General features: G+C 55.5%; 18 protein-coding genes and 1 riboswitch. Of the genes, 12 read left to right on the forward strand and 6 right to left on the reverse strand.

Annotation, left to right across the window (positions count from 1 at the left end; genetic code table 11):
• Positions 1-3: 3 nt before the first annotated feature.
• The 4 genes from FHW17_RS06560 (at position 4) to FHW17_RS06575 (ending at position 4,438) form a co-directional block, all read left to right on the forward strand.
• Positions 4-714, forward strand: coding sequence for a DUF1868 domain-containing protein (locus FHW17_RS06560; RefSeq protein WP_182509463.1), 711 nt, complete (start codon positions 4-6; stop codon positions 712-714).
• Between the two features lie 100 nt (positions 715-814).
• Positions 815-1,016, forward strand: a riboswitch (cobalamin riboswitch).
• A 122-nt stretch (positions 1,017-1,138) separates the two neighbouring features.
• Positions 1,139-2,383, forward strand: coding sequence for an aromatic ring-hydroxylating dioxygenase subunit alpha (locus tag FHW17_RS06565; RefSeq protein WP_182509464.1), 1,245 nt, complete (start codon positions 1,139-1,141; stop codon positions 2,381-2,383).
• Between the two features lie 6 nt (positions 2,384-2,389).
• Positions 2,390-3,481 carry a hybrid-cluster NAD(P)-dependent oxidoreductase gene (locus FHW17_RS06570; protein ID WP_182509465.1) on the forward strand — a complete coding sequence of 364 codons (1,092 nt, stop codon included), beginning with the start codon at positions 2,390-2,392 and terminating at the stop codon, positions 3,479-3,481.
• Between the two features lie 57 nt (positions 3,482-3,538).
• Complete coding sequence (locus tag FHW17_RS06575; RefSeq protein ID WP_182509466.1) at positions 3,539-4,438, forward strand: LysR family transcriptional regulator; 900 nt, start codon at positions 3,539-3,541, stop codon at positions 4,436-4,438.
• 370 nt (positions 4,439-4,808) lie between these two features.
• Here the strand turns inward: FHW17_RS06575 and purU are convergent, their stop codons facing one another.
• Genes purU through FHW17_RS06600 form a run of 5 tightly spaced genes read right to left on the reverse strand, consistent with a single transcriptional unit; the run spans position 4,809 to position 9,218 of the window.
• Positions 4,809-5,705: a formyltetrahydrofolate deformylase gene (gene purU / locus FHW17_RS06580; RefSeq protein ID WP_182509467.1), complete on the reverse strand. Its 897-nt coding sequence runs from the start codon at positions 5,703-5,705 to the stop codon at positions 4,809-4,811.
• A 4-nt stretch (positions 5,706-5,709) separates the two neighbouring features.
• Positions 5,710-6,507, reverse strand: a complete 798-nt coding sequence (locus FHW17_RS06585; protein ID WP_182509468.1) for a 3-methyl-2-oxobutanoate hydroxymethyltransferase — start codon at positions 6,505-6,507, stop codon at positions 5,710-5,712.
• A gap of 12 nt (positions 6,508-6,519) precedes the next feature.
• Entirely contained in the window at positions 6,520-7,752 is a 1,233-nt protein-coding gene (locus FHW17_RS06590) for an FAD-dependent oxidoreductase (protein ID WP_246706751.1), read from the reverse strand.
• Positions 7,749-8,066 (reverse strand): MocE family 2Fe-2S type ferredoxin, encoded by a 318-nt coding sequence (locus FHW17_RS06595; protein ID WP_112530598.1) that lies wholly within the window; start codon positions 8,064-8,066, stop codon positions 7,749-7,751. Before FHW17_RS06595 ends, FHW17_RS06590 begins: the two co-directional genes overlap by 4 nt.
• 60 nt (positions 8,067-8,126) lie before the next feature.
• Positions 8,127-9,218 (reverse strand): fatty acid desaturase family protein, encoded by a 1,092-nt coding sequence (locus FHW17_RS06600; protein WP_182509469.1) that lies wholly within the window; start codon positions 9,216-9,218, stop codon positions 8,127-8,129.
• Positions 9,219-9,383: 165 nt separating this feature from the next.
• On the opposite strand from FHW17_RS06600, the gene FHW17_RS06605 reads away from it, so the two are divergent.
• The 6 genes from FHW17_RS06605 (at position 9,384) to iolG (ending at position 16,715) form a co-directional block, all read left to right on the forward strand.
• The gene (locus FHW17_RS06605; RefSeq protein ID WP_182509470.1) at positions 9,384-10,415 is read left to right on the forward strand and encodes a LacI family DNA-binding transcriptional regulator; all 1,032 of its coding nucleotides are present in this window, start codon (positions 9,384-9,386) and stop codon (positions 10,413-10,415) included.
• A 123-nt stretch (positions 10,416-10,538) separates the two neighbouring features.
• Positions 10,539-11,366, forward strand: a complete 828-nt coding sequence (locus tag FHW17_RS06610) for a TIM barrel protein (protein WP_182509471.1) — start codon at positions 10,539-10,541, stop codon at positions 11,364-11,366.
• Positions 11,367-11,800: 434 nt separating this feature from the next.
• Positions 11,801-12,730 carry a sugar ABC transporter substrate-binding protein gene (locus FHW17_RS06615; RefSeq protein ID WP_113096874.1) on the forward strand — a complete coding sequence of 310 codons (930 nt, stop codon included), beginning with the start codon at positions 11,801-11,803 and terminating at the stop codon, positions 12,728-12,730.
• A gap of 76 nt (positions 12,731-12,806) precedes the next feature.
• Positions 12,807-14,348 (forward strand): sugar ABC transporter ATP-binding protein, encoded by a 1,542-nt coding sequence (locus FHW17_RS06620; RefSeq protein WP_112530588.1) that lies wholly within the window; start codon positions 12,807-12,809, stop codon positions 14,346-14,348.
• Between the two features lie 28 nt (positions 14,349-14,376).
• Positions 14,377-15,402 (forward strand): ABC transporter permease, encoded by a 1,026-nt coding sequence (locus FHW17_RS06625; RefSeq protein WP_112530586.1) that lies wholly within the window; start codon positions 14,377-14,379, stop codon positions 15,400-15,402.
• A gap of 323 nt (positions 15,403-15,725) precedes the next feature.
• On the forward strand, positions 15,726-16,715 hold the full coding sequence (gene iolG / locus FHW17_RS06630; protein WP_091878117.1) for an inositol 2-dehydrogenase: 990 nt from the start codon (positions 15,726-15,728) through the stop codon (positions 16,713-16,715).
• 260 nt (positions 16,716-16,975) lie between these two features.
• On the opposite strand, the gene FHW17_RS06635 is transcribed toward iolG, so the two are convergent.
• A complete protein-coding gene (locus tag FHW17_RS06635) occupies positions 16,976-18,109 on the reverse strand; it encodes a Gfo/Idh/MocA family oxidoreductase (RefSeq protein WP_182509472.1) in 1,134 nt (377 codons plus the stop codon).
• A 159-nt stretch (positions 18,110-18,268) separates the two neighbouring features.
• Here FHW17_RS06635 and FHW17_RS06640 point away from each other — a divergent pair, with 159 nt between their 5' ends.
• Positions 18,269-19,111 carry a MurR/RpiR family transcriptional regulator gene (locus FHW17_RS06640; RefSeq protein ID WP_182509473.1) on the forward strand — a complete coding sequence of 281 codons (843 nt, stop codon included), beginning with the start codon at positions 18,269-18,271 and terminating at the stop codon, positions 19,109-19,111.
• A 312-nt stretch (positions 19,112-19,423) separates the two neighbouring features.
• Positions 19,424-21,355, forward strand: coding sequence for a 5-dehydro-2-deoxygluconokinase (gene iolC / locus FHW17_RS06645; RefSeq protein ID WP_112526009.1), 1,932 nt, complete (start codon positions 19,424-19,426; stop codon positions 21,353-21,355).
• The last annotated feature ends 14 nt before the right edge of the window (positions 21,356-21,369 follow it).

A 21,369-nucleotide genomic window follows, 5' to 3' on the forward strand; every position in this document is an offset into this window, starting at 1 on the left:
TCCATGCTCGACCTGATCAAGCCTTCACTTGCCCGCTTTGCCGCCAGCCTTCACCCGGAGCCGCCCGTTCATCTCGGCAGGCGCTATAACACCAAGGGCGAGTTTCAGCTTGAGCCGGGCAATACGGTGGTCTGCCATCTGGTGAAAGGTTCTGAGTCTGAGGCGGCTGTTATTGCGGTGCGCGAGCGGATGCTGGCTATGCCGGATGCCGGGCAATTGGCATTCACACCCATCTCCAGCCTGCACATGACCCTGTTTCAGGGTATCATCGAATATCGCCGCCGGGCATCCTTTTGGCCAGATGATGTTGCGCTTGAGACCAGTATTGACGATATGACCCAGCTTTATGTGGATCGTCTGCAGGATTTTGAAGGGTGTGGGCCGTTTAATGTCAAAGTGATCGATGTCACACCTGCGGGACTTACGGTTGCCGGTGCGAGCGAATATGACGAGCAAATCCTGCGGGCCTGGCGCGACGCATTGGCCGTTCCGTTCGGGTATCGGCATCCTGATCACGACACCTATGTTTTCCATATTACACTGGCCTATGTGATCGAACGTTTTCCCGATGAACGGCTTGGCGCATGGCAGGCGCTTCTCGATGATTGCCTTGCTACCATTCAACGCGATGCGCCCATTATTGCGCTTAATCCGCCGGCTTTTTGCAGTTTCGTCGATATGAACCACTTTGAAGAGCTTGTTGTTCTCGGCTGAATTAGGGGCACCTGCTGGCCATTCTGCGACATAGTGTACAGTGTCGTCTTACGTAAATGGGATGTCGTTTCCGCACCTATTCTTTTTTTATGCCGAATGCTTTTATCGGGGCACTTGAGGTGCCGCTTTTTTCTAGGGAAGCGGAGAATTGGGAAGCCGGTCGGAAACCCGGCGCTGCCCCCGCAACGGTAGTGGAGTGAAACACGGCATAACAGCCACTGGGCCACAACCCGGGAAGGCGTCGTGACAGCCGAGATGGCAACTCCAGAGCCCGGAAACCAGCCTCGGGACTGAAACCGACTGATCGCGGTGGGCGATCAAGGAGCATGATTTTATGCGGGCATCGGCTTGTGCTGACCGTGTAGGCGTTCTTCCTCCGTCACCACCAGTCAGTTCTTTCGCAACATTGAGGCGAGGACACGACATGGATATGCGCAACGAACTGCTCCGGAACCTGAAAAACCGGAAACCCGGCTACGGCCTCGAACAGGCCTTCTATTCCGATCCGGACTATTACCGTCTGGATATGGAAAATATTTTTTATCGTGACTGGCTGTTCATCGGCCATGATTGCGAAGTCACCAAGCCCGGCAATTTCTTCACCGTGCAGGTGGGCGACTATCCTGTGGTCATCGTGCGTGACCGTCAGGGCCAGATTCGTGCTTTCCACAATTCCTGCCGCCATCGCGGTTCGCGCGTCTGTGCGGCTGAGCGCGGCACATCGGCAAAGCTCGTCTGCCCCTATCACCAGTGGACCTATGAGCTTGACGGCCGCCTGCTTTTCGCGCGCCAGATGGGCGATGATTTCGACCCCAGCCAGCACAGCCTCAAGCCTGTGCATTGCGAAAGCGTTGGTGGTTACATCTTCATCTGTCTTGCGCAGAACCCGACTGATTTCAGCGCAACCCGCGCACTGATCGAGCCTTATCTTGCACCGCATAAGCTCATCGACACAAAGGTTGCCTATCAGAGCACCATTGTGGAGAAGGGCAACTGGAAGCTGGTCTGGGAAAACAATCGCGAGTGCTATCACTGCGTCGCCAACCATCCTGAACTGTGCAAGACTTTCCCGGAAGCGCCGAGTGTCACCGGTGTACAGGGCGCCGGTGACGATCCAGAAATTGCTGAACATTGGCAGCGTTGTGAAGCTGCGGGCCTCCCAAGCACTTTCCGCATGTCCGATGATGGTCAGTATCGCGCCACCCGTGTTCCGCTGCTGCGGGATTCGGAAAGCTATACGATGACCGGTCGCCGCGCCGTCGGTAAGCAGCTCAGCGATATTGTCAATGAGAAGCGGATCGGTTCGCTGTTGCTGTTCCATTATCCGACCACCTGGAACCACATTCTTGGCGACCATGCCATTTCGTTCCGTGTGCTGCCGCTTGGCCCGGATGAAACACAGGTTACAACCAAGTGGCTGGTACATAAGGATGCCGTCGAGGGCGTAGACTATAACCTCGAAGAACTGACGCATGTGTGGACGGAAACCAATGATCAGGACCGCCGTATTGTCGAGGAAAACGCTTTCGGCATCCGCTCGCCCGCCTATGAACCCGGTCCCTATTCGACCGAACATGAAGGCGGCGTACTGCAGTTCCTCGAATGGTATTGCAGGTTCATGGAAGAGCGTCTCACCGGCGGTGATACGCGGCTCAGCAAGGTAGCATAGGTAAAAATGAATATGGGCGTTCCTCAGTCTTACCCGCACCTCGACCAGATGCAGCCGTGGAATGATCGGCTGCATTTATTGGAGTGCCTGTCGATCATTGAGGAAGCGCCGAATGTGAAGACTTTCACATTCCGTTCCGACAATCAGAACTGGTTCCGCTATGAGCCGGGCCAGTTCATGACCTTCGAACTGCCGACCCAGCCCGAAGCTGTTTTGCGTACCTATACGCTGTCATCCAGCCCGTCACGGCCATTCACTATTGCTGTGACGGTCAAAGCGCAGGAAGGCAGTATCGGCACCCGCTGGATGCTGGATCACCTGACGCCGGGTGTCCGGCTGAAGGCATTCGGGCCGCTCGGCGATTTTTCCATGCGCAAGCATCCGGGCGAAAAATATCTGTTCATCTCGGCGGGATCTGGCATTACGCCGATGATGTCGATGACCCGCTGGATGCATGATTGCGCGCCGCAGAGCGATATCAGCTTCGTTACCTGCGCCCGCCGCCCCAGCGATATTATTTTCCGCCGGGAACTGGAATATCTCACCAACTGCATGCCCAATCTGAAACTGTCGTTTCTGATCAAGGAACACGAGATGGGGCAGCTTTGGACCGGCATTCGCGGCAGGCTTGAGGCGCCCAAACTGCCGCTGCTTTCGCCTGACTTCAAGGATCGGACAATTTTCTGCTGTGGCCCGGAAGGTTTCATGCGGGATGTGCGTACCATGCTTGAGGCCAATGGCTTCGATATGGCGCATTATCATCAGGAAAGCTTTGGCCCCGCCGCCGAGCCGGTATTGCCCATGCTCGATGTCATTTCCACGGAAGCATTGGAATCGGCTGCCACGATCACCTTCTCCATGTCTGGTATGGAAGTGCCCTGCATGCCGGGTGATACGATCCTGAAAGCAGCGCGTGGTGCGGGTATACGCATTGCAGCCGCTTGCGAATCCGGCCTGTGCGGCACCTGCAAGGTGATGAAACTGTCGGGCAAATCCGAGATGGATCACAATGGCGGTATTCTCGATGAGGAAATCGACGAGGGGTTTGTGCTTGCCTGCTGCACGAAGCCGCTTGGCAATGTGGAAATCGAGGCCTGATTATTGCCGTTTGGGTATTCTTCATTTCAATAAAATAAATGTGCTAGTATTCAGCGCATGAATTTGCGATCTGTCGATTTGAACCTGCTCGTGGTGCTCGATGCGCTTCTGGATGAAGCGCATGTGTCGCGTGCGGCTGACCGGCTTGGCCTCTCGCAGCCCGCCACCTCAAGCGCGCTCGATCGTTGCCGCCATCTGTTCGACGATGCGTTGCTGGAACGCGGCAAGGGGATGATGCGGCTGACGCCAAAGGCAGAATCGCTGCGCGTACCCATCAAAAACCTCTTGGCGCAGATTACGCTCGTTCTTGATCCACCCGACATTGATCTTGCCACCATTCACCAGACGGTGCGCATACTCACTGCTGATCTTCCAGCTGTGGCGATCATCGGGCCTTTGCGCGAGAGGCTTGCACGATCAGCGCCCGGTATTGATCTGGTGATCCAGCCCTGGCATGGCACTGAGGATTCGCTGGACAAGCTTGCGAAAGGGGCGGTTGACCTCGCCGTGGCGGTTTTCCCGAAAACGGATGTTTCGTTCCGGCGTGTGGATTTGCTGCACGAGCACTATGTGGTGATGATGCGCAAAGATCATCCCGCGGCAAAGGATTTTACACTCGACCGCTGGCTGGAATTCCCGCATGTGATCGTTTCGGGGCAGGGGCATCGGTACAGCCCACTGGATGAGGAACTGGCAAAGATTGGCCGCGAGCGGCGGGTGGGCATCGTCGTCCCGAGCTTTCTGATGGTCCCGCCGCTGGTTGAAAATTCCGACATGATTGCAATGACGCCGAGCCTGTGTGTTCCGGCGGATAGTATGGGCTTCGCGTTGTTTGAACCGCCTATTCCGGTCGAGGGCTTTACGCTGCATCTGGCATGGCATGTCAGGCGCGACGAGGATCGCGCCGTTCAGCATGTGGGGGGTATTATCAGGGAGTTGTTGCAGAGCCCGGTATGAGATTTCTGCGTTGCATGAACATTGTGTGTGGCGTGGTTCGTTGTTCGACAAGCTCACCATGAGGGGCTTGGGTGGATGCAATGCTAATCGCAGAGATTGCAGAACTTGGCTTCCCCCGTCACACCCAATTCCGTCATCCTCAGTCCTCGGGTTTAACCCGAGGATGACCCGAGGACCCACAATTTAAAAGCTGCGAGCATCCAAGTTCGTTCAATCTCCTTAACCGTGGTCCTCGGGTCAAGCCCGAGGATGACGGAGAGGGTGAGGTTGCAGGGAGTTTTACTCTGCAATCTCTGCGATTAGCATTGCATCCTCACTCTCCCTCATGGTGAGCTTGTCGAACCACGAACCACACTGCAGATTTATAATGTTAAAACACCACCGTCTTATGGCCATTGAGCATGACACGGGATTCAAGGTGTTTCTTGACTGCCCGTGCCAGCACCCGGCTTTCAATATCGCGGCCGGTGGCAACAAAGTCCTCGGCGCTCATGGCGTGGCTGACCCGCTCGGTCTCCTGCTCGATGATCGGACCTTCATCCAGATCAGGGGTGACATAGTGTGCCGTCGCACCGATCAGCTTCACGCCGCGCTCGAAGGCCTGATGATAGGGCTTGGCCCCCTTGAAGCTTGGCAGGAAGGAGTGGTGGATGTTGATCACCTTGCCAAAGAGGCGCTTGGAGATGTTGTCTGACAGCACCTGCATATAGCGGGCAAGGATGACCAGATCAGCACCGGTGTCCTTGACGATCTTCAGAAGCGCTTCTTCCTGCTCCTTCTTGTTGTCCTTGGAAACGGGCAGGACATGGTAGGGGATACCCTCATGCTCGGCAAAGCGGCGGCTGTCCTCGTGGTTGGAGACGATGGCGGCCACTTCCGCATCAAGCCAGCCAACCTTGATCTGGTAAATCAGATGCAGCAGCGCATGGTCGAATTTCGATACCATGATGACGATCTTTGGCTTCTTCGCCTGATCGATAAGGGTTGTCTTCATGCCGAAACGCTCGACGGCAGGTTTCAGCGCCCGCTCGACATCATCCTTGGAGGTGGCTTCCGAAGCGGCAAAGGCAATGCGCATGAAGAAGCGGTTGGTCTGGCGATCCCAGAACTGGTTGCTCTCGGCAATATTGGCATCAAGTGCCGCAAGCTCCGTTGTCACCGATGCCACAATCCCCGGCTTGTCTTCGCATGAGAGGGTGAGGACAAAGCTGTGCGTGTAATCAGAGGACTGACGGGCTGCGGGCAGGGTGGGGGACTGATGATCCATTGGTTCAAACTCCAGGAAGCTCTTTCAGAAAACGGTCGAGTTCGTCGTGCGCAATTCTAACCATATGTTCGGCTCCCGGATAGGTTTTTGCATGTACGTCTGCGACAAACTCGGAAAAGGCTGCGACCCTTTCCTGCTGGAGGCGGTCATATTCTGCGGAAAAATTGCGATAGACCTTGGCATGGCGGGGATAGTGGCCGCGGTTTGACCCAAGAATATCCTCGGCGAAAAGATATTGCGCGTCGCAGCCCGCGCCTGCACCCATGGAAATCATGAACATGGATGTGCGCTCGCAGATGGCTGTCGCCACATCAACGGGCACGACCTCAATCTCGGCGGCAAATGCGCCCGCTTCTTCCAGCGCTTTGGTCTGGTGCCAGATATCAAGGGCGCTCCGGGCTGTTTTGCCAACCGCCTTGAACCCGCCGGTCCATGTTGCTTTCGAGGGGATCAGGCCGACATGGCCGCAGACGGGAATGCCTTCATCGTGCATTCGCCGGATAGTGGAAAGGCTGGCCGCGCAATAGACAGCATCGCCGCCAGCGCGCAAGGCGGTAAAGGCTGCACGCATATAATCTTCAGCCGTGACGAAATCTCCATACTCCAGACCGGGGATGGTGAAGCAGTTGGGTGCCGCATCGCGAAAAACAGGGGTCAAAAGCGTGGGCGGTACCGAAAGGATGTCAATGCGTGCGCGTTCGGCGGCTTCGGCTTCCTCCAATGTTTCAACCCGCAGCATGGTCAGCTGACGGCGACCCTTCATGGATAAAATGTCTGCCACCGTGGGGCGTTTATTGGCCATATGGGTTATCTTTCAAGCTGCGAGTAGGGATTTGAGTTTGATATCCGACGCGGCAAGATGTGCCGGATCAGGATAGGCGCGCCGTGCAATCAGCATTTCGGCGAGGCGGATATCCCGGGCGACAGCATTGCCGGGACCAATACCGCTGGCGGCGACAAGGCGTCCGTCCGATGCGAGATGGAAGAGAATGAAAGCGTCATCGCCTAAATCGCGGCGGATTATGGTGCTGCCTTCGTCGGCAAGCCCTGCCACCTGTAGCCCCAGATCATATTGATCGGACCAGAACCACGGAACCGACAGATGCGGCTCGGCAAGACCCAGCATATTGCGCGCGGCCAGCGTTCCCTGCTCCTGCGCGTTGCGCCATGCTTCGAGCCGCACGCGCCGGCCGCCATAGATGGAGAGCGGGAAATCACAGCAATCACCAGCGGCAAAGATCGCCGGGTCATCAGTCTGCAAGTGTTCATTGACAATGATGCCATTGCCTATTGCAAGGCCTGCGGCTTCGGCAAGTGCTGTGACCGGTGTAGCGCCGATGCCGATGACAATGAGATCAGCGGTCAGGCTTTCACCATTGGCAAGGGTGATCGTGGCGCACGCATCATTGTCGGAAATTCCCGATAGCCCAATCCCGCAGCGAAGATGCACGCCCTCCTTGGCATGACGGGCTGCAATAATTTTGGCGATTTCCTCCGGTACGCCGCGCATCAGCACCCGCGTCTGCGTTTCAAGCACGCTCACCGAAGCACCGCGTTTGCGCGCACTGGCGGCAAGTTCCAGCCCGATAAAGCCGCCACCGATGATGGCAATGTTTGCCCCCGGTTGAAAGCGCGCGCGAATAGCAAGCGCATCATCATAGCTGCGCAGATAGGCGCAATGTCTGCTTTCCACCGCCAGCGGCAGGGCGCGGGGAACAGCTCCAGTTGCGAGCAGGACCTTGTCATAGGCAAGACTATTTCCGTTTGCGAAGACGACTTTCTTCGCTTTCCGGTCGATTCCTGTCACTGCTGTATCAGCCAAAAAGCCGATATTCTGCCCAAGGAATTGGTCTTTACTTGCGATGGTTTTCGGCGCGGGATGTTCCTGCGAGATCATTGCATCCTTGGACAAGGGCGGGCGCTCATAGGGAAGATGCTTTTCAGCACCAATCAGAGTGATCGAACCCTCGTGGCCATTTTCGCGCAAGGCAAAGGCGGCCCGGACGCCGCATTCGCCAGCGCCGATGATGACCATGCCCGATGTCATTGACTCAACTGGATGAGGACTTTGCCCGCTTCCACCTTTACCGGGTAGGTTTTCAGATTAACGCAGACTGGTGCGCCCTTGGCCTGTCCGGTCTTGTAGTTGAAACGGCCATTGTGTTTGGGACACTCGATGATGTCATCCATGACAAGCCCGTCGGCCAGATGAATATGCTCATGCGTGCATAGCCCATCGGTCGCGAAGAACTCGTCGTCCGGGCTGCGATAGATGGCAAAGGTGCGGCCTTCGTGGTCAAATCGCATGACATCCTCCTCGTCAATATCGTCAGCCGTGCAGGCCTCTATCCAGTCGTTCATGGTTTCCTCCCTTTGGTGAGAGCTATAAAAGCTCTATCGTTACGTAAGTTTTTACTTACGTTATTCTGCTGCTCGGGCTGCTTCCCCATGAAACTCGTCGCGATAGGGCTTGGCGGTCAGCGGCAGTTCACGGCGCAGGTAATAGTCTTCGTTGCGCAACTGGCGCAGGAAGGCCGGCAGCATCTCCCGGTAACCGTCCAGAATCCCGGGATTGGGTGCAGGAAGGTCGTGCCTGATCATGGCGTGGAGGCGTGGCAATGCGTGGTAGGGCACCATGGGAAACATATGGTGTTCGACATGATAATTCATGTTCCAGTAAATGAACCGGCTGACCGGATTCATGAGGACCGTGCGGCTGTTGAGGCGGTGATCCACAACATTATCGGCAAGGCCGCCATGCTGCAGCAGACCGGTCAGGACGTGATGCCATGCACCGTAAAGGCGGGGCAGGCCAATCAGCACGAGGGGCAGGACCGAGCCCATATAAAGAGCCAAAGCAATGGTTACGATATAGATGGCCAGCCATATGCGGGCAATGCGGACGGCCTTGGGTTGCTCCTGCTCGGGGATGAATGTCTTTTCTTCGGCGCTAACGAAACCGGCAGCATTGCGCAGCATGTCGACAACCGCATGCCCTGCATCGAGAATCCCGAAGAAATTCAGGACGAGCCGCAAAAGATCGGGCGGGCGCATGACCGCAATTTCGGGATCGCGTCCGACAATAACGGTATCGGTATGGTGACGGGCATGGCTCCAGCGCCATGTCACGGGATTACGCATGATCATGAAACAGGCGATCTGATAGACCACATCATTCATCCAGCGGGTTTTGAAGGCTGTACCGTGGCCGCATTCATGCCAGCGGGAATCGGAGGCCGATCCATAAAGCACTCCATAAGCGAGGAAGAACGGGACACACCAGATACTGCCCCACAGGGCAACACCAGGCACTGCCAGAATAACCATGCTGCCGAGCCAGATCGCCGTGTCGCGAATGGCTGGGCCATCATCGCGCTTCATCAGCTCTTTCATATCTTTGCGGGAAACATCCGTGTGATACCATTCCGCTGCGGCAAGGCCAGTTTCAACAGCGCGTTGTGAATCGCGGCCGATAAGGCTGTAGTCGCGTGCTGCGGGTAATATTGCGTCCATTACAGGACCTCCCAATCCTCTGGCTTGAAGGTTTAAAGACCTCCGTATCTCCAGGGGAATGGTACCGATGCGACAGCTGGGGCTCAATCGCAGATGATAATATTCTATCATCAGCCATCATCTGATGCTATCAATTGATGATAGAATCTATCATTTGAGGCGCATATGGCAAACAGACCGACAATTGCTGATCTGGCCCGGGTTTCCGGGGTCAGTGTTGCCACAGTGGATCGCGTGCTCAACAATCGCCTGCCGGTGCGGGAAGAAACAGCGCGCCGCGTTTACGAGGCGGCAAACAGCATTGGTTATCATGCGGCTGGGCTAATCCGTCAGCGGATGCGGCAGGAATTGCCGGAATATAGGCTGGGTTTTCTCCTGCAAAAATCAGGCCAATATTTCTATCAGGAATTTGCAAGGGAAATCGATGCGGCGGTGAATGCCGCGCCGCATTTTCGCGGGGTGCCGGTGGTCGATTTCTGTCCATCGCTGGCGCCTGAGGATATTATCGCCAAACTGAAATCACTGGCTGGGCGCACGCAGTCAATCGCGCTTGTCGCCCCGGATCATCCGGCGATCACCATGGCGATTGACGCGTTGAAAGCCAAAGGGATAGGCGTGTTCTCGCTGCTTTCTGATTTTGCGGCGGGCGTGCGGGAAGGATATGTCGGTCTGAACAATCGCAAGGTCGGGCGCACGGCGGCATGGATGATCGCCAAGGCAGCGCGCCGCCCCGGAAAGGTCGCCATATTCGTTGGCAGTCATCGTTTTCAAGGGCACGAGCTTCGGGAAATTGGTTTCCGCTCCTTCTTCCGGGAGGAAGCGCCAGATTTTACCGTGCTTGATACATTGATCAATCTGGAGACACGCCAGATCACCCATGAAGCAATGCTCAATCTTTTGGAGCATCACCCGGATTTGGTGGGTTGTTATGTTGCCGGTGGTGGCATGGAAGGGGCGATTGCGGCGCTCCGCCAGAGCGATTTGCCCGCGCCACCTGTCATGATCTGCAATGAAATTACACCGGAATCCCGCGCTGCATTGGCGGATAATGTAGCGACGATGGCAATTGCGACCCCCCTGCCGCGTCTCTGCCGCGAATTGGTGGAGTTGATGGGCCACGCCATTGAATCGGGAGCGGCCAATGCGCCGGGGCAAACCTTCCTGCCGTTCGATATTTACCTGCCGGAAAACATCTAATTCACTGAATCTATCAGAAATGATAGTTTTTGGTTTGCGGGCAATTGACTGGCCGGGCAATGGAACAGATGTTTCGCGCAGCGCCTACAATGCGCTGACATTTCATTCCCAGGAGATTTTCGGATGAGCGCGACACGTTCCGCACCGGTTTTTGCAATCAATCATATGGCCGCGCCAAAATTACCAGCGCAGGCGTTTTTCCAACTGGCGCGCTCTCTCGATTTGCAGGATGTCGAAATCCGCAACGATCTGTCAGGCAATGCCATTATTGATGGAACGCCGGCAGCGGAGATCCGTGCGCAAGCTGCAGAGGCTGGTGTGAAGATTGCAACGATCAATGCCCTGCAACGCTTCAACGAATGGACGCCTGAGCGCGAACAGGAAGCCATTGAACTTGCGGATTACGCCCGTGATGCCGGGGCTGCCGCTCTGGTTCTGGTGCCTGTCAATGATGGAACGGGCCAGAAGGACGGCGAGCGGCAAGCCAATCTGCGGGTCGCATTGAAAGCTTTGTTGCCTATTCTGGATGCGCGCGGTTTGAAAGGATTTGTTGAGCCGCTCGGCTTTGAAATCTGCTCGCTGCGCTCAAAGCGGGAGGCTGTGGAAGCCATCAAGGATGTGAACGGGCTGGGCACTTTCCGCGTCGTTCATGATACATTTCACCACCATCTTGCCGGAGAACCGGCACTTTTCCCCGAATGGACCGGCCTCGTCCACATATCCGGGGTGACGGATACCGCTGTATCGGTCAGCGATATGCGCGATTCGCACCGGGTGCTTGTCGATGCACAGGATCGTCTTGGCAATGTCGCACAAATTCAGGCGCTGCTGGATGCTGATTATACGGGGCTGTTCTCGTTCGAACCATTTGCCGAGGAAGTGCAGGCGCTTGAGAAACCTGCCGCTGCCTTGTCCGAGAGCATTGCCCTGATCCGGCGCCACCTGGCCTGATCGCCCCCGGACGCATAGCCGGATCGTTCCGCTATTCTTTTTCTTTGGTTTCTGATGAACCTTCCGCGCACTTGCTGCGCACTTGGGGATGCCAACCAGAAACTGCACAGCAGTGCAAAATAATTTCCCATCGAATGAAGTGCCGTTGCCCCAGCCGGGTTGGTGAGAAACTTGCCCGAACAACCCGTTTTTGTGATCTGCGCTGTTGGAATCGCGCTTGACGCCTTCTTCGGAAAATGGAATAAATATTTCAGAAACTGGATGCAACGGTTTTTATATTCCGTATGACAAGTCCAGAAAAAGTTTGCGCGGCGTTTCGCGCACTCTAGGGGCAGAGGTATCGCTGGCGGCAGGGGTTGCATGGCTACGATGTCGATGTTCGCGGAGCTTCCGGATCAGGACGGTGTGGCCGGGCACCATGTGGAGGAGAAGAAATGAAGAAGCTGATTTTGACTATGGCTGTCTCAGCCTTGATGAGCACATCGGCACTTGCCGCCAATATTGGCGTGTCGATGGCGCAGTTTGACGATAACTTCCTGACGGTTCTGCGCAATGGTATGCAGGACTATGCCAAGACGCTCGACGGCGTGACGCTGCAAGTGGAGGACGCGCAGAACGACGTTGCCAAGCAACAGAGCCAGATCCAGAACTTCATCGCTTCCAAGGTTGACGCGATCATCGTCAATGCGGTGGATACGGATGCGACTGCCGCCATGTCGAAGCTGGCAACAGCCGCCGGTATTCCGCTTGTTTATGTCAACCGCGAACCTGTCAACGTGAATGAACTTCCTGCCAAGCAGGCTTTTGTTGCTTCGAATGAAGTGGAGTCCGGTACGCTTGAAACCAAGGAAGTCTGCAAGCTTCTGAAGGGCAAGGGCAAGATCGTCGTCATGATGGGCGAATTGTCCAATCAGGCTGCGCGCCAGCGCACAAAGGACATTCATGACGTTATCGCCACCGACGAATGCAAAGGCCTGACGATTGTTGAAGAGCAGACCGCCAACTGGTCGCGCACACAGGGTGCTGATTTGATGACCAACTGGCTCTCTGCCGGTCTGGAATTCGATGCGGTTATCTCCAACAATGACGAAATGGCAATCGGTGCTATTCAGGCTCTGAAAGCTGCTGGCCGCAAGATGGATACGGTTGTTGTCGCCGGTGTTGACGCAACGCAGGATGCGCTTGCAGCCATGGCTGCCGGTGATCTCGACGTGACGGTGTTCCAGAATGCCGCCGGTCAGGGCAAGGGCTCGGTCGATGCCGCGCTGAAGCTTGCCAAGGGCGAAAAGGTCGAGGCCAAGGTCTACATTCCGTTCGAACTGGTCACGCCTGACAATCTGTCAAAATACCAGTCCAAGAACTAAGGCACAGCGCCTTTGCCCCGGAACGCGCTTTGAGTGCGTTCCGGTCTCTGTTCAATGTCTCGGGGAGGAGACGATTATGGCAGTCAGCCCAACGACTATGGCTGCGGTGCGCGCCAGTGGTGCGGTGCCGAAGGCCGAATATCTGCTTAATGTTGAAAACATCCGCAAGGAATTTCCCGGCGTTCTGGCGCTGGATGATGTGTCGTTCCGGCTGAAGCGCGGCACTGTGCATGCGCTGATGGGTGAAAACGGCGCCGGTAAATCCACGCTGATGAAAATCCTTGCCGGAATATATGTTCCGGATCAGGGCGAGGTTTTTCTGAAGGGCCTGCCGATCCGTTTGAAGTCTCCGCTGGATGCGCTGGAAAACGGCATTGCCATGATCCATCAGGAATTGAACCTGATGCCCTTTATGACCGTGGCCGAAAATATCTGGATTCGGCGCGAGCCGAAAAACATGTTCGGCTTTGTCGATCACGGCAAGATGTTCGAAATGACCGCCGATCTGTTCAAGCGGCTGAATATCGCGCTTGATCCTGAATCGCAGGTGCGTGATCTCAGTGTGGCCAACCGGCAGATGGTCGAGATTGCCAAGGCGGTCTCCTACGAATCCGATGTGCTGATCATGGATGAACCGACCTCGGCACTGACCGAGCGCGAGGTGGCGCATCTGTTCGAGATTATTCGTAACCTGCGCAGTCAGGGCATCGGCATTGTCTACATCACCCATAAGATGAATGAGCTGTTCGAGATCGCCGACGAATTTTCAGTGTTTCGCGATGGCCGTTATATTGGCACGCACGCCTCCACGGATGTGACGCGCGATGACATCATCAAGATGATGGTCGGGCGCGAGATCACCCAGATGTTCCCGAAGGAGATTGTGCCCATTGGCGAGGTTGTTCTTTCGGTGAAAGACCTTGCGCTGAAGGGGGTGTTCTCGGGTGTTTCCTTTGACGTGCGGGCGGGCGAGATTCTTGGCATTGCCGGTCTTGTTGGTTCAGGCCGGTCCAATGTCGCTGAAACCATATTCGGCGTAACGCCAGCAACGTCAGGTTCGATTGCCATCAACGGCAAATCAGTTGTCATGTCCTCGCCCAATCAGGCGATCCAGCACGGCTTGGCGTTCATTACGGAAGACCGCAAGGAAACCGGCTGCCTGCTCATCCTCGATGTTCTGGAAAATATGCAGATCGCCGTTTTGCAGGACCGGTTTGTCAAATTCGGCTTTGTCTCGGAAAAGGAAATTTCCGCAGCCTGCAAGGTCATGAGTGACAAGCTCAGGGTCAAGACGCCCAATCTGCAGGAGCGGGTGGAAAATCTTTCCGGCGGCAATCAGCAAAAGGTGTTGATCGGGCGCTGGCTGCTGACAAATCCGAAAATTCTCATTCTCGATGAACCGACGCGTGGCATCGATGTCGGCGCCAAGGCGGAAATCCACCGCCTTGTCTCCGAACTCGCCAAACAGGGCGTTGCCGTCATCATGATCTCGTCTGAAATGCCCGAGGTTCTCGGCATGAGTGACCGGATCATGGTGATGCATGAGGGCCGCGTCACCGGCTTTCTGGATCGGGAAGACGCAACCCAGGTAAAAGTTATGGAGCTGGCTTCCAAGTGAAGCGGCTACCCGACGGGGAGGAACAGCAATGACAAGCGAACAGGCAACCGCAAAGGCAGCAGGTCAAACGCCTTCGAAGCAGGGGCGACGGCTACCGCCGGAGGTCAGCATCCTTCTGGTGCTCATCGGCATCGCGCTGATCTATGAGGTGCTCGGCTGGATTTTCGTTGGCCAGAGCTTTTTGATGAACCAGCAACGCCTGACAATCATCATTCTGCAGGTTTCGGTTATCGGCATTATTGCTGTTGGTGTGACGCAGGTCATTATTACAGGCGGTATTGATCTTTCGTCTGGCTCGGTTGTGGGCATGACAGCCATGATTGCGGCGAGTTTTGCACAGGCGTCAACATGGGCAAGACCTGTCTATCCTGGCCTGACGGATTTGCCGTTTATCATTCCACTGATTGTCGGCCTTGGCATTGGTCTTCTCGCGGGCATTGTTAATGGTGCGCTCATCGCACAGACCAAAATTCCCCCGTTCATTGCGACACTTGGCATGATGGTTTCAGCGCGCGGTGTCGCCAAATGGTACACCAAGGGATCGCCGGTTTCGGGATTGACAGACCAGTTCAATTTCATTGGCACGGGTATCTGGCCGGTGGTGGTGTTTCTGGTTGTTGCCTTCATCTTTCATATTGCCCTGCGCTATACCCGCTACGGCAAATTCACCTATGCCATCGGTGCCAATGTGCAGGCGGCGCGCGTCTCGGGCATCAATGTCGAGCGGCATCTGATCAAGGTCTATGCCATTGCCGGTGTTCTGGCCGGCCTTGCCGGTATCGTCACTGCGGCCCGCGCCCAGACGGCACAATCGGGCATGGGCGTGACCTACGAGCTTGATGCGATTGCCGCTGCGGTTATCGGCGGAACATCGCTGACCGGCGGTGTCGGGCGCATCACCGGAACAGTGATCGGTGCGATCATTCTCGGCGTGATGATCTCCGGCTTCACCTTCCTGCGTGTCGATGCCTATTATCAGGAAATCATCAAGGGCCTGATTATCGTTGCAGCCGTCGTGGTGGACGTTTATCGCCAGAAGAAGAGAAAAGTTTAAGGTGGTGGGTAGTGGGTAGTGAAGTGGTTCGTGGTTCGACAAGCTCACCATGAGGGAGAGGGGTGATGAAAGGGAGCCACGTTCTGCACCTGTTGCGATCAGAACCTTTTCATCTGCAACCTTTTTGATCTGCAATCTATGCAATTATCGTTGCATCACCCCTGTCCCTCATGGTGAGCTTATTGAACTATTTCACTACTCACTACTCACTACTCACTACTCACTACTCACTACTTACAACTCCCCACAACGAAACCGCAGGCTTTGAAAATCAATCTGTAACGCCCGGAACCCATCCGGGCTTCTTTCCAAGAGGTAATGAAATGACTCTACGCTTTGGTCTGCTCGGTGCGGGCCGTATTGGCAAGGTTCACGCGAAAGCCGTGATTTCCAACAGCCAGGCGAAACTCGTGGCTGTGGCGGATGCGTTTGAACAGGCTGCAAAAGACCTTTCGGCTGCCTATGGCTGCGAAATCCGCACCATTGATGAGATCGAAAAGGCCGGGGATATCGATGCGGTGATCATCTGCACGCCGACCGACACCCATGCGGATCTGATCGAACGCTTTGCCCGTGCCGGTAAGGCAATCTTCTGTGAAAAGCCAATTGATCTCAACGTAAAGCGCGTCGAGGAATGCCTTGCTGTGGTTGATGAGACCAAGGCAACCCTGATGGTTGGTTTCAATCGCCGCTTTGATCCGCATTTTGCTGCCGTGCGCAAGGCCATTGATGATGGTTCCATCGGCACGGTTGAAATGGTCACGATTACTTCGCGTGATCCGGGTGCGCCGCCAGCCGAATACATCACCCGTTCCGGCGGTATATTCCGTGATATGACGATCCATGATTTTGACATGGCGCGTTTCCTGCTGGGTGAAGACCCGGTTGCCGTCACCGCCCATGCCTCGGTTCTTGTTGACAAGAAGATCGGCGAGCTTGGCGACTATGACAGCGTCAGCGTGATCCTCTCCACCGCATCAGGCAAACAGTGCGTCATTTCCAATTCACGCCGTGCAACCTACGGCTATGATCAGCGCATTGAAGTGCATGGCTCGAAGGGCATGGTTGCGGCGGAGAACCAGCGTCCGGTCTCGATCGAAGTTGCCAACAGCAACGGTTATACGCGTCCACCGCTGCATGATTTCTTCATGACCCGCTACACGGAAGCCTATGCCAACGAGATCGCTGCTTTCATCAACGCGATTGCGACGGGCACAAAGGCTGCGCCAAGCGGCAAGGATGGGTTGATTGCACTGGCGCTGGCCGATGCCGCATTGCGCTCGGTCAAGGAAGGCAAGACGATCAATCTTTGAGTTTTGGTAATGAGCGCTCTGCCAGTGGAATAACTGGCAGAGTGATTGTGTGGTTCGTGGTTCGACAAGCTCACCATGAGGGAGAGGGGTGGATGCAACGCTAATCGCAAACATTGCAGCACAAAGGGTGCAGAATTTAACTCCCTTTCATCACCCCTCTCCCTCATGGTGAGCTTGTCGAACCACGAACCCTTCAACACAAACCACGGGTCTGTAATCAACCTAATAAGTAATAAGATAGAAGAGGGGAAATCCCCTCTTTACCGTACATCAACCCAGCGCTGCTCATGAAACGAACGGGCCATGGCATGAACCGTGCGCTCGATGTCCAGACCCTCTTCAAATCCAATCAGATGTGCATCCTGACCGTTGATACGCTTGATCAACTCATGGCATTCGATGATCTTGAGATCGTTGAATCCAAGGCCATGGCCGGGAGCAGGGATGAACCGGCCATAGGGATCATGATGCGGGGCGGTGAGGATTGTCCGATAACCCTGTTCCGTCGGGCGGTCTGCCGTCACATAAAGCTGAAATTCATTGGCGCGTTCCTGATCGAACAGGATCGATCCCTTTGAGCCGAAGATTTGCAGGGCGATGCGGCCCTTGCGGCCCCAGGCCGAGCGGTTGACCTGAAGCGTTCCGGCAACGCCGTTTTCCATATGCAGGAGCACACTGGCGCTGTCATAGGTTTCAACAGCCTTGGTGCTGCCACCTTCAGTTTTGCGCTCCGCATAGGGTTTGGACATGTCGCACATGACCCTGCCAACGCGACCGAACAGTGCCCAGAGCAGCGAAAGCGGATGGACGGCGAAATCATCAAGTGCGCCATATCCGGAGGTTGCAGCGTGTTTCCAGTAGAACAGCGCATCGGGATCGGCCATGAAATCCTCATCCATCTCAATGCGCAGATGGTTGACATCACCAATGATCTTTTCCGCCAGCAGTTGGCGGATGTGACGAATGGCCGGGCCCTGAATATAATTATAGCCGAGGGCGGCAACCTTGCCTGACTTCTTTGCTGCTTCAGTCATCGCCTTGGCATCGTCAAATGCCGGTGCCATGGGCTTTTCGCACCAGACATGCTTTCCGGCCTGAAGCGCGGCCAGCGCCATCTCGGGATGAAACTGGTTGGGAGTGGTGATGGAGACGATATCGACTTCAGGATCGTTGATCACAGCGCGCCAGTCGCCCGAGGCTTTGCGGAAGCCAAACTCTGCTGCACGTTGATTGGCAAGGTCGGCATTGGCTTCGCCCAGATGCACGAGATTGACGGCAGGCACGTCGCCAAAAACCGCACGGACAGAATTCCAGGCCAAGGCATGGCATTTGCCCATGAACCCCGTACCAATCAGCCCAACACCCAGCGCGCGCGCATTCCCATGACCCGACATGTCTTCACTCCCACGACATTGAGGATGTCTGCATCTCTTGCAGATACTGATTGAAGTAATCTATAACAGATGAAAATGGAATAACTGATCCGTTTTGTGTGGTAGATTATTTTGGTAATCTCCAGATCAGTTACGCCAAACCAGAGGGAACGATTCGCAATGGGCAGCACGGCCACCCAAGCACCTTTGCCGCAGGACTTTGATGCCCTGCGCACGCTGATCCTGGATCGCCGCCAGATCCTGCCCAAGCGGCTGGCGCAGATTGCCGCCTATGCACTTGGCAATCCGGATGAAATCGCTTTCGGTACGGCGGCAAGCATTGCCCAATCAGCAGGTGTGCAGCCCTCGACGCTTATTCGCTTTGCCCAGCATCTGGGATTTGATGGCTTCACCAGCCTGCAATCGGTGTTTCGCGAGCGCCTGCGCGAACGGCAGGGCTCCTATGAGGAACGGCTTTCCGGGTTGCGCGGTGATACATCGGGTCTTTCGAAAAACCGGGTTATTCTCAATGGTTTTCTCAATGCTGCCAGCCAGTCGATCCAGACCATCTCCCGCAGCGTGGAAGACGATGTGCTGGAACGTGCGGTGGAAGTGCTGGCACAGGCAGAGACAATCTATCTCATTGCCCGCCGCCGCTCCTATCCGATCTCCGCTTATATGGCCTATGCCTTCGGCAAGCTGAAGATCCGCAACCAGCTGATTGAATCAACAGCCGGTATCGATCCGGAGATACTCTCTTTTGCCACGCCAAATGATGCAGCCATTGCCATCAGTTTTTCGCCCTATGCCTCGGCGACGGTTGAACATGCAGCGGCTCTTGCCGCGCGTGGTGTGCCTGTGGTGGCTATTACAGACAGCGCTTTTTCACCTTTGGCACAATCAGCGAGTGTGTGGTTTGAAGCGGCAGAGGGGGATTTCTCCGGGTTCCGTTCGCTGTCGGGAACAATGGCATTGGCAATGGCTTTGACTGTCAGCGTGGCGGAGAGACGGCGCAGTCTTTGAACAAGAGCGGATGTGGAGATGTGGTTCGTGGTTCGACAAGCTCACCATGAGGGAGAGTGGTGATGAAAGGGAGCCAAGTTCTGTACTCTCTGTAATCTGCAATGCTGGCGATTAGCGTTGCATCGTTGCTCTCCCTCATGGTGAGCTTGTCGAACCACGAACCATCTTTTCATAATTTTCTATTGGTCAATCAGGTAGAATTATAAAAAGAACGTACATTCCATATTGACGATTTGATAGAATTATTATTTCATATAAGAAAATTCCCGGCCTGTTTTTGGCGGGCTGGATCAGCATATCGGGAGGAACATCATGGGCAGCGCTGAAACAGGCAAAAAGCTTGATGTCATTACCATTGGCCGCTCGTCGGTTGATCTTTATGGCCAGCAGATCGGCTCCCGTCTTGAGGATATAGCATCCTTTGCCAAATCCGTTGGCGGTTGCCCGGCCAATATCGCCATTGGCACGGCGCGGCTCGGGCTACGTTCGGCGCTTTTGAGCCGTGTCGGTGATGAGCAGATGGGGCGTTTTATTCGCGAGCAGATGCTGCGCGAAGGGGTTGCCGTTGATGGTGTCATCACCGATGCAGAGCGGCTTTCGGCGCTGGTGATCCTTTCGGTTGAAAACGACAAGAGTTTCCCCCTGATTTTCTACCGTGAGAACTGTGCCGATATGGCGCTCAATGCGGATGATGTTGATGCGGATTTCATCCGTTCGGCGCGTTCAGTCGTGGTGACAGGCACACATTTCTCCAAGCCCAATACGGACGCCGCTCAGCGCAAGGCGATCCGCCTGATGAAGGAAGCGGGCGGCAAGGTTGTATTTGATATCGACTACCGCCCGAATCTTTGGGGGCTTGCCGGGCATGGCGCTGGCGATAGCCGCTATATCGCCTCCGATGCGGTATCGAGCCATTTGAAAACGGTGCTTGCCGATTGCGACCTGATCGTCGGTACTGAAGAGGAAGTGCTGATTGCCTCGGGCGAAGCGGATCTGCTCACCGCCCTGAAAACCATTCGCGCGCTTTCCGCCAATGCCACCATTGTGCTCAAGCGCGGCCCCATGGGCTGCATTGTCTATGAGGGAGCTATTTCTGACAATCTGGAAGATGGCATTGTCGGCAAGGGCTTCCCGATTGAAGTGTTCAATGTGCTGGGGGCTGGTGATGCCTTCATGTCTGGCTTTCTGCGCGGTTGGCTGGGTGGTGAGAGCCTTGCAACGGCGGCAACCTGGGCGAATGCCTGCGGTGCCTTCGCCGTATCGCGGCTCCTGTGTTCACCGGAAATTCCGACCTTTGAAGAGCTGCAATACTTCCTTGAACATGGCAGCCCGCAACATGCCCTGCGCAAGGATGAAGCAATCAACCATGTGCATTGGGCAACGACGCGCCGTCACGATATTCCTTCGATGATGGCCTTTGCCATTGATCATCGCGTGCAGCTTGAAGAGCTTTCGCGGAAATTCAACGTCGATATCAGCAAGGTTCAGGCGTTCAAGGAACTGGCCGTGAAGGCCGCCGCGAAGGTTGCGGATGGTCGCAGCGGCTACGGTATGCTGCTTGATGAAAAATTCGGCCGCGAGGCCATGTTCGAATTTGCCCGGCACAGTTTCGACTGGTTGGGGCGTCCGGTGGAACTGCCCGGCTCGCGCCCGCTGCGCTTTGAATTTTCACAGGATATCGGATCGCAATTGGCGGAATGGCCGGTTGATCATTGCATCAAGTGCCTGTGCTTCTATCATCCTGACGATCCGGCTGAATTGAAAGCGGAACAGCAGGCCAAGCTGCGCACGCTGTTTGAGGCAGCGCGCAAGGTTGGCCGCGAATTGCTGATCGAAATCATTGCCGGAAAGCACGGCGCGCTTGATGACAACACCATTCCCCGGGCACTCGAAGAGCTTTATGCACTTGGCATCAAGCCTGATTGGTGGAAGCTGGAGCCACAGGCCTCAAGCGCCGCATGGAAGAACATCGAAGCGGTCATTGAAAAGAACGATCCCTGGTGCCGCGGTGTTGTGCTGCTTGGCCTTGAAGCGCCGCAGGATGAGCTGGAGGCAGCATTTGCGGCCACCGCCAATGCACCTGTGGTCAAAGGCTTCGCCGTGGGCCGGACCATTTTCATGGATGCCGCCGAACAATGGCTGGCAGGGCGCATGTCCGATGAGGCTGCTATCGCCGATATGGCGGATCGTTTCGAAAAATTGACCAGAGCCTGGCTTGCCAGCCGCAAGCAACAAGCGGCATAGGCTATAACATCAAG

Source organism: Phyllobacterium sp. P30BS-XVII, assembly GCF_014138335.1.
In the GTDB taxonomy this organism is placed as follows: domain Bacteria; phylum Pseudomonadota; class Alphaproteobacteria; order Rhizobiales; family Rhizobiaceae; genus Phyllobacterium; species Phyllobacterium meliloti.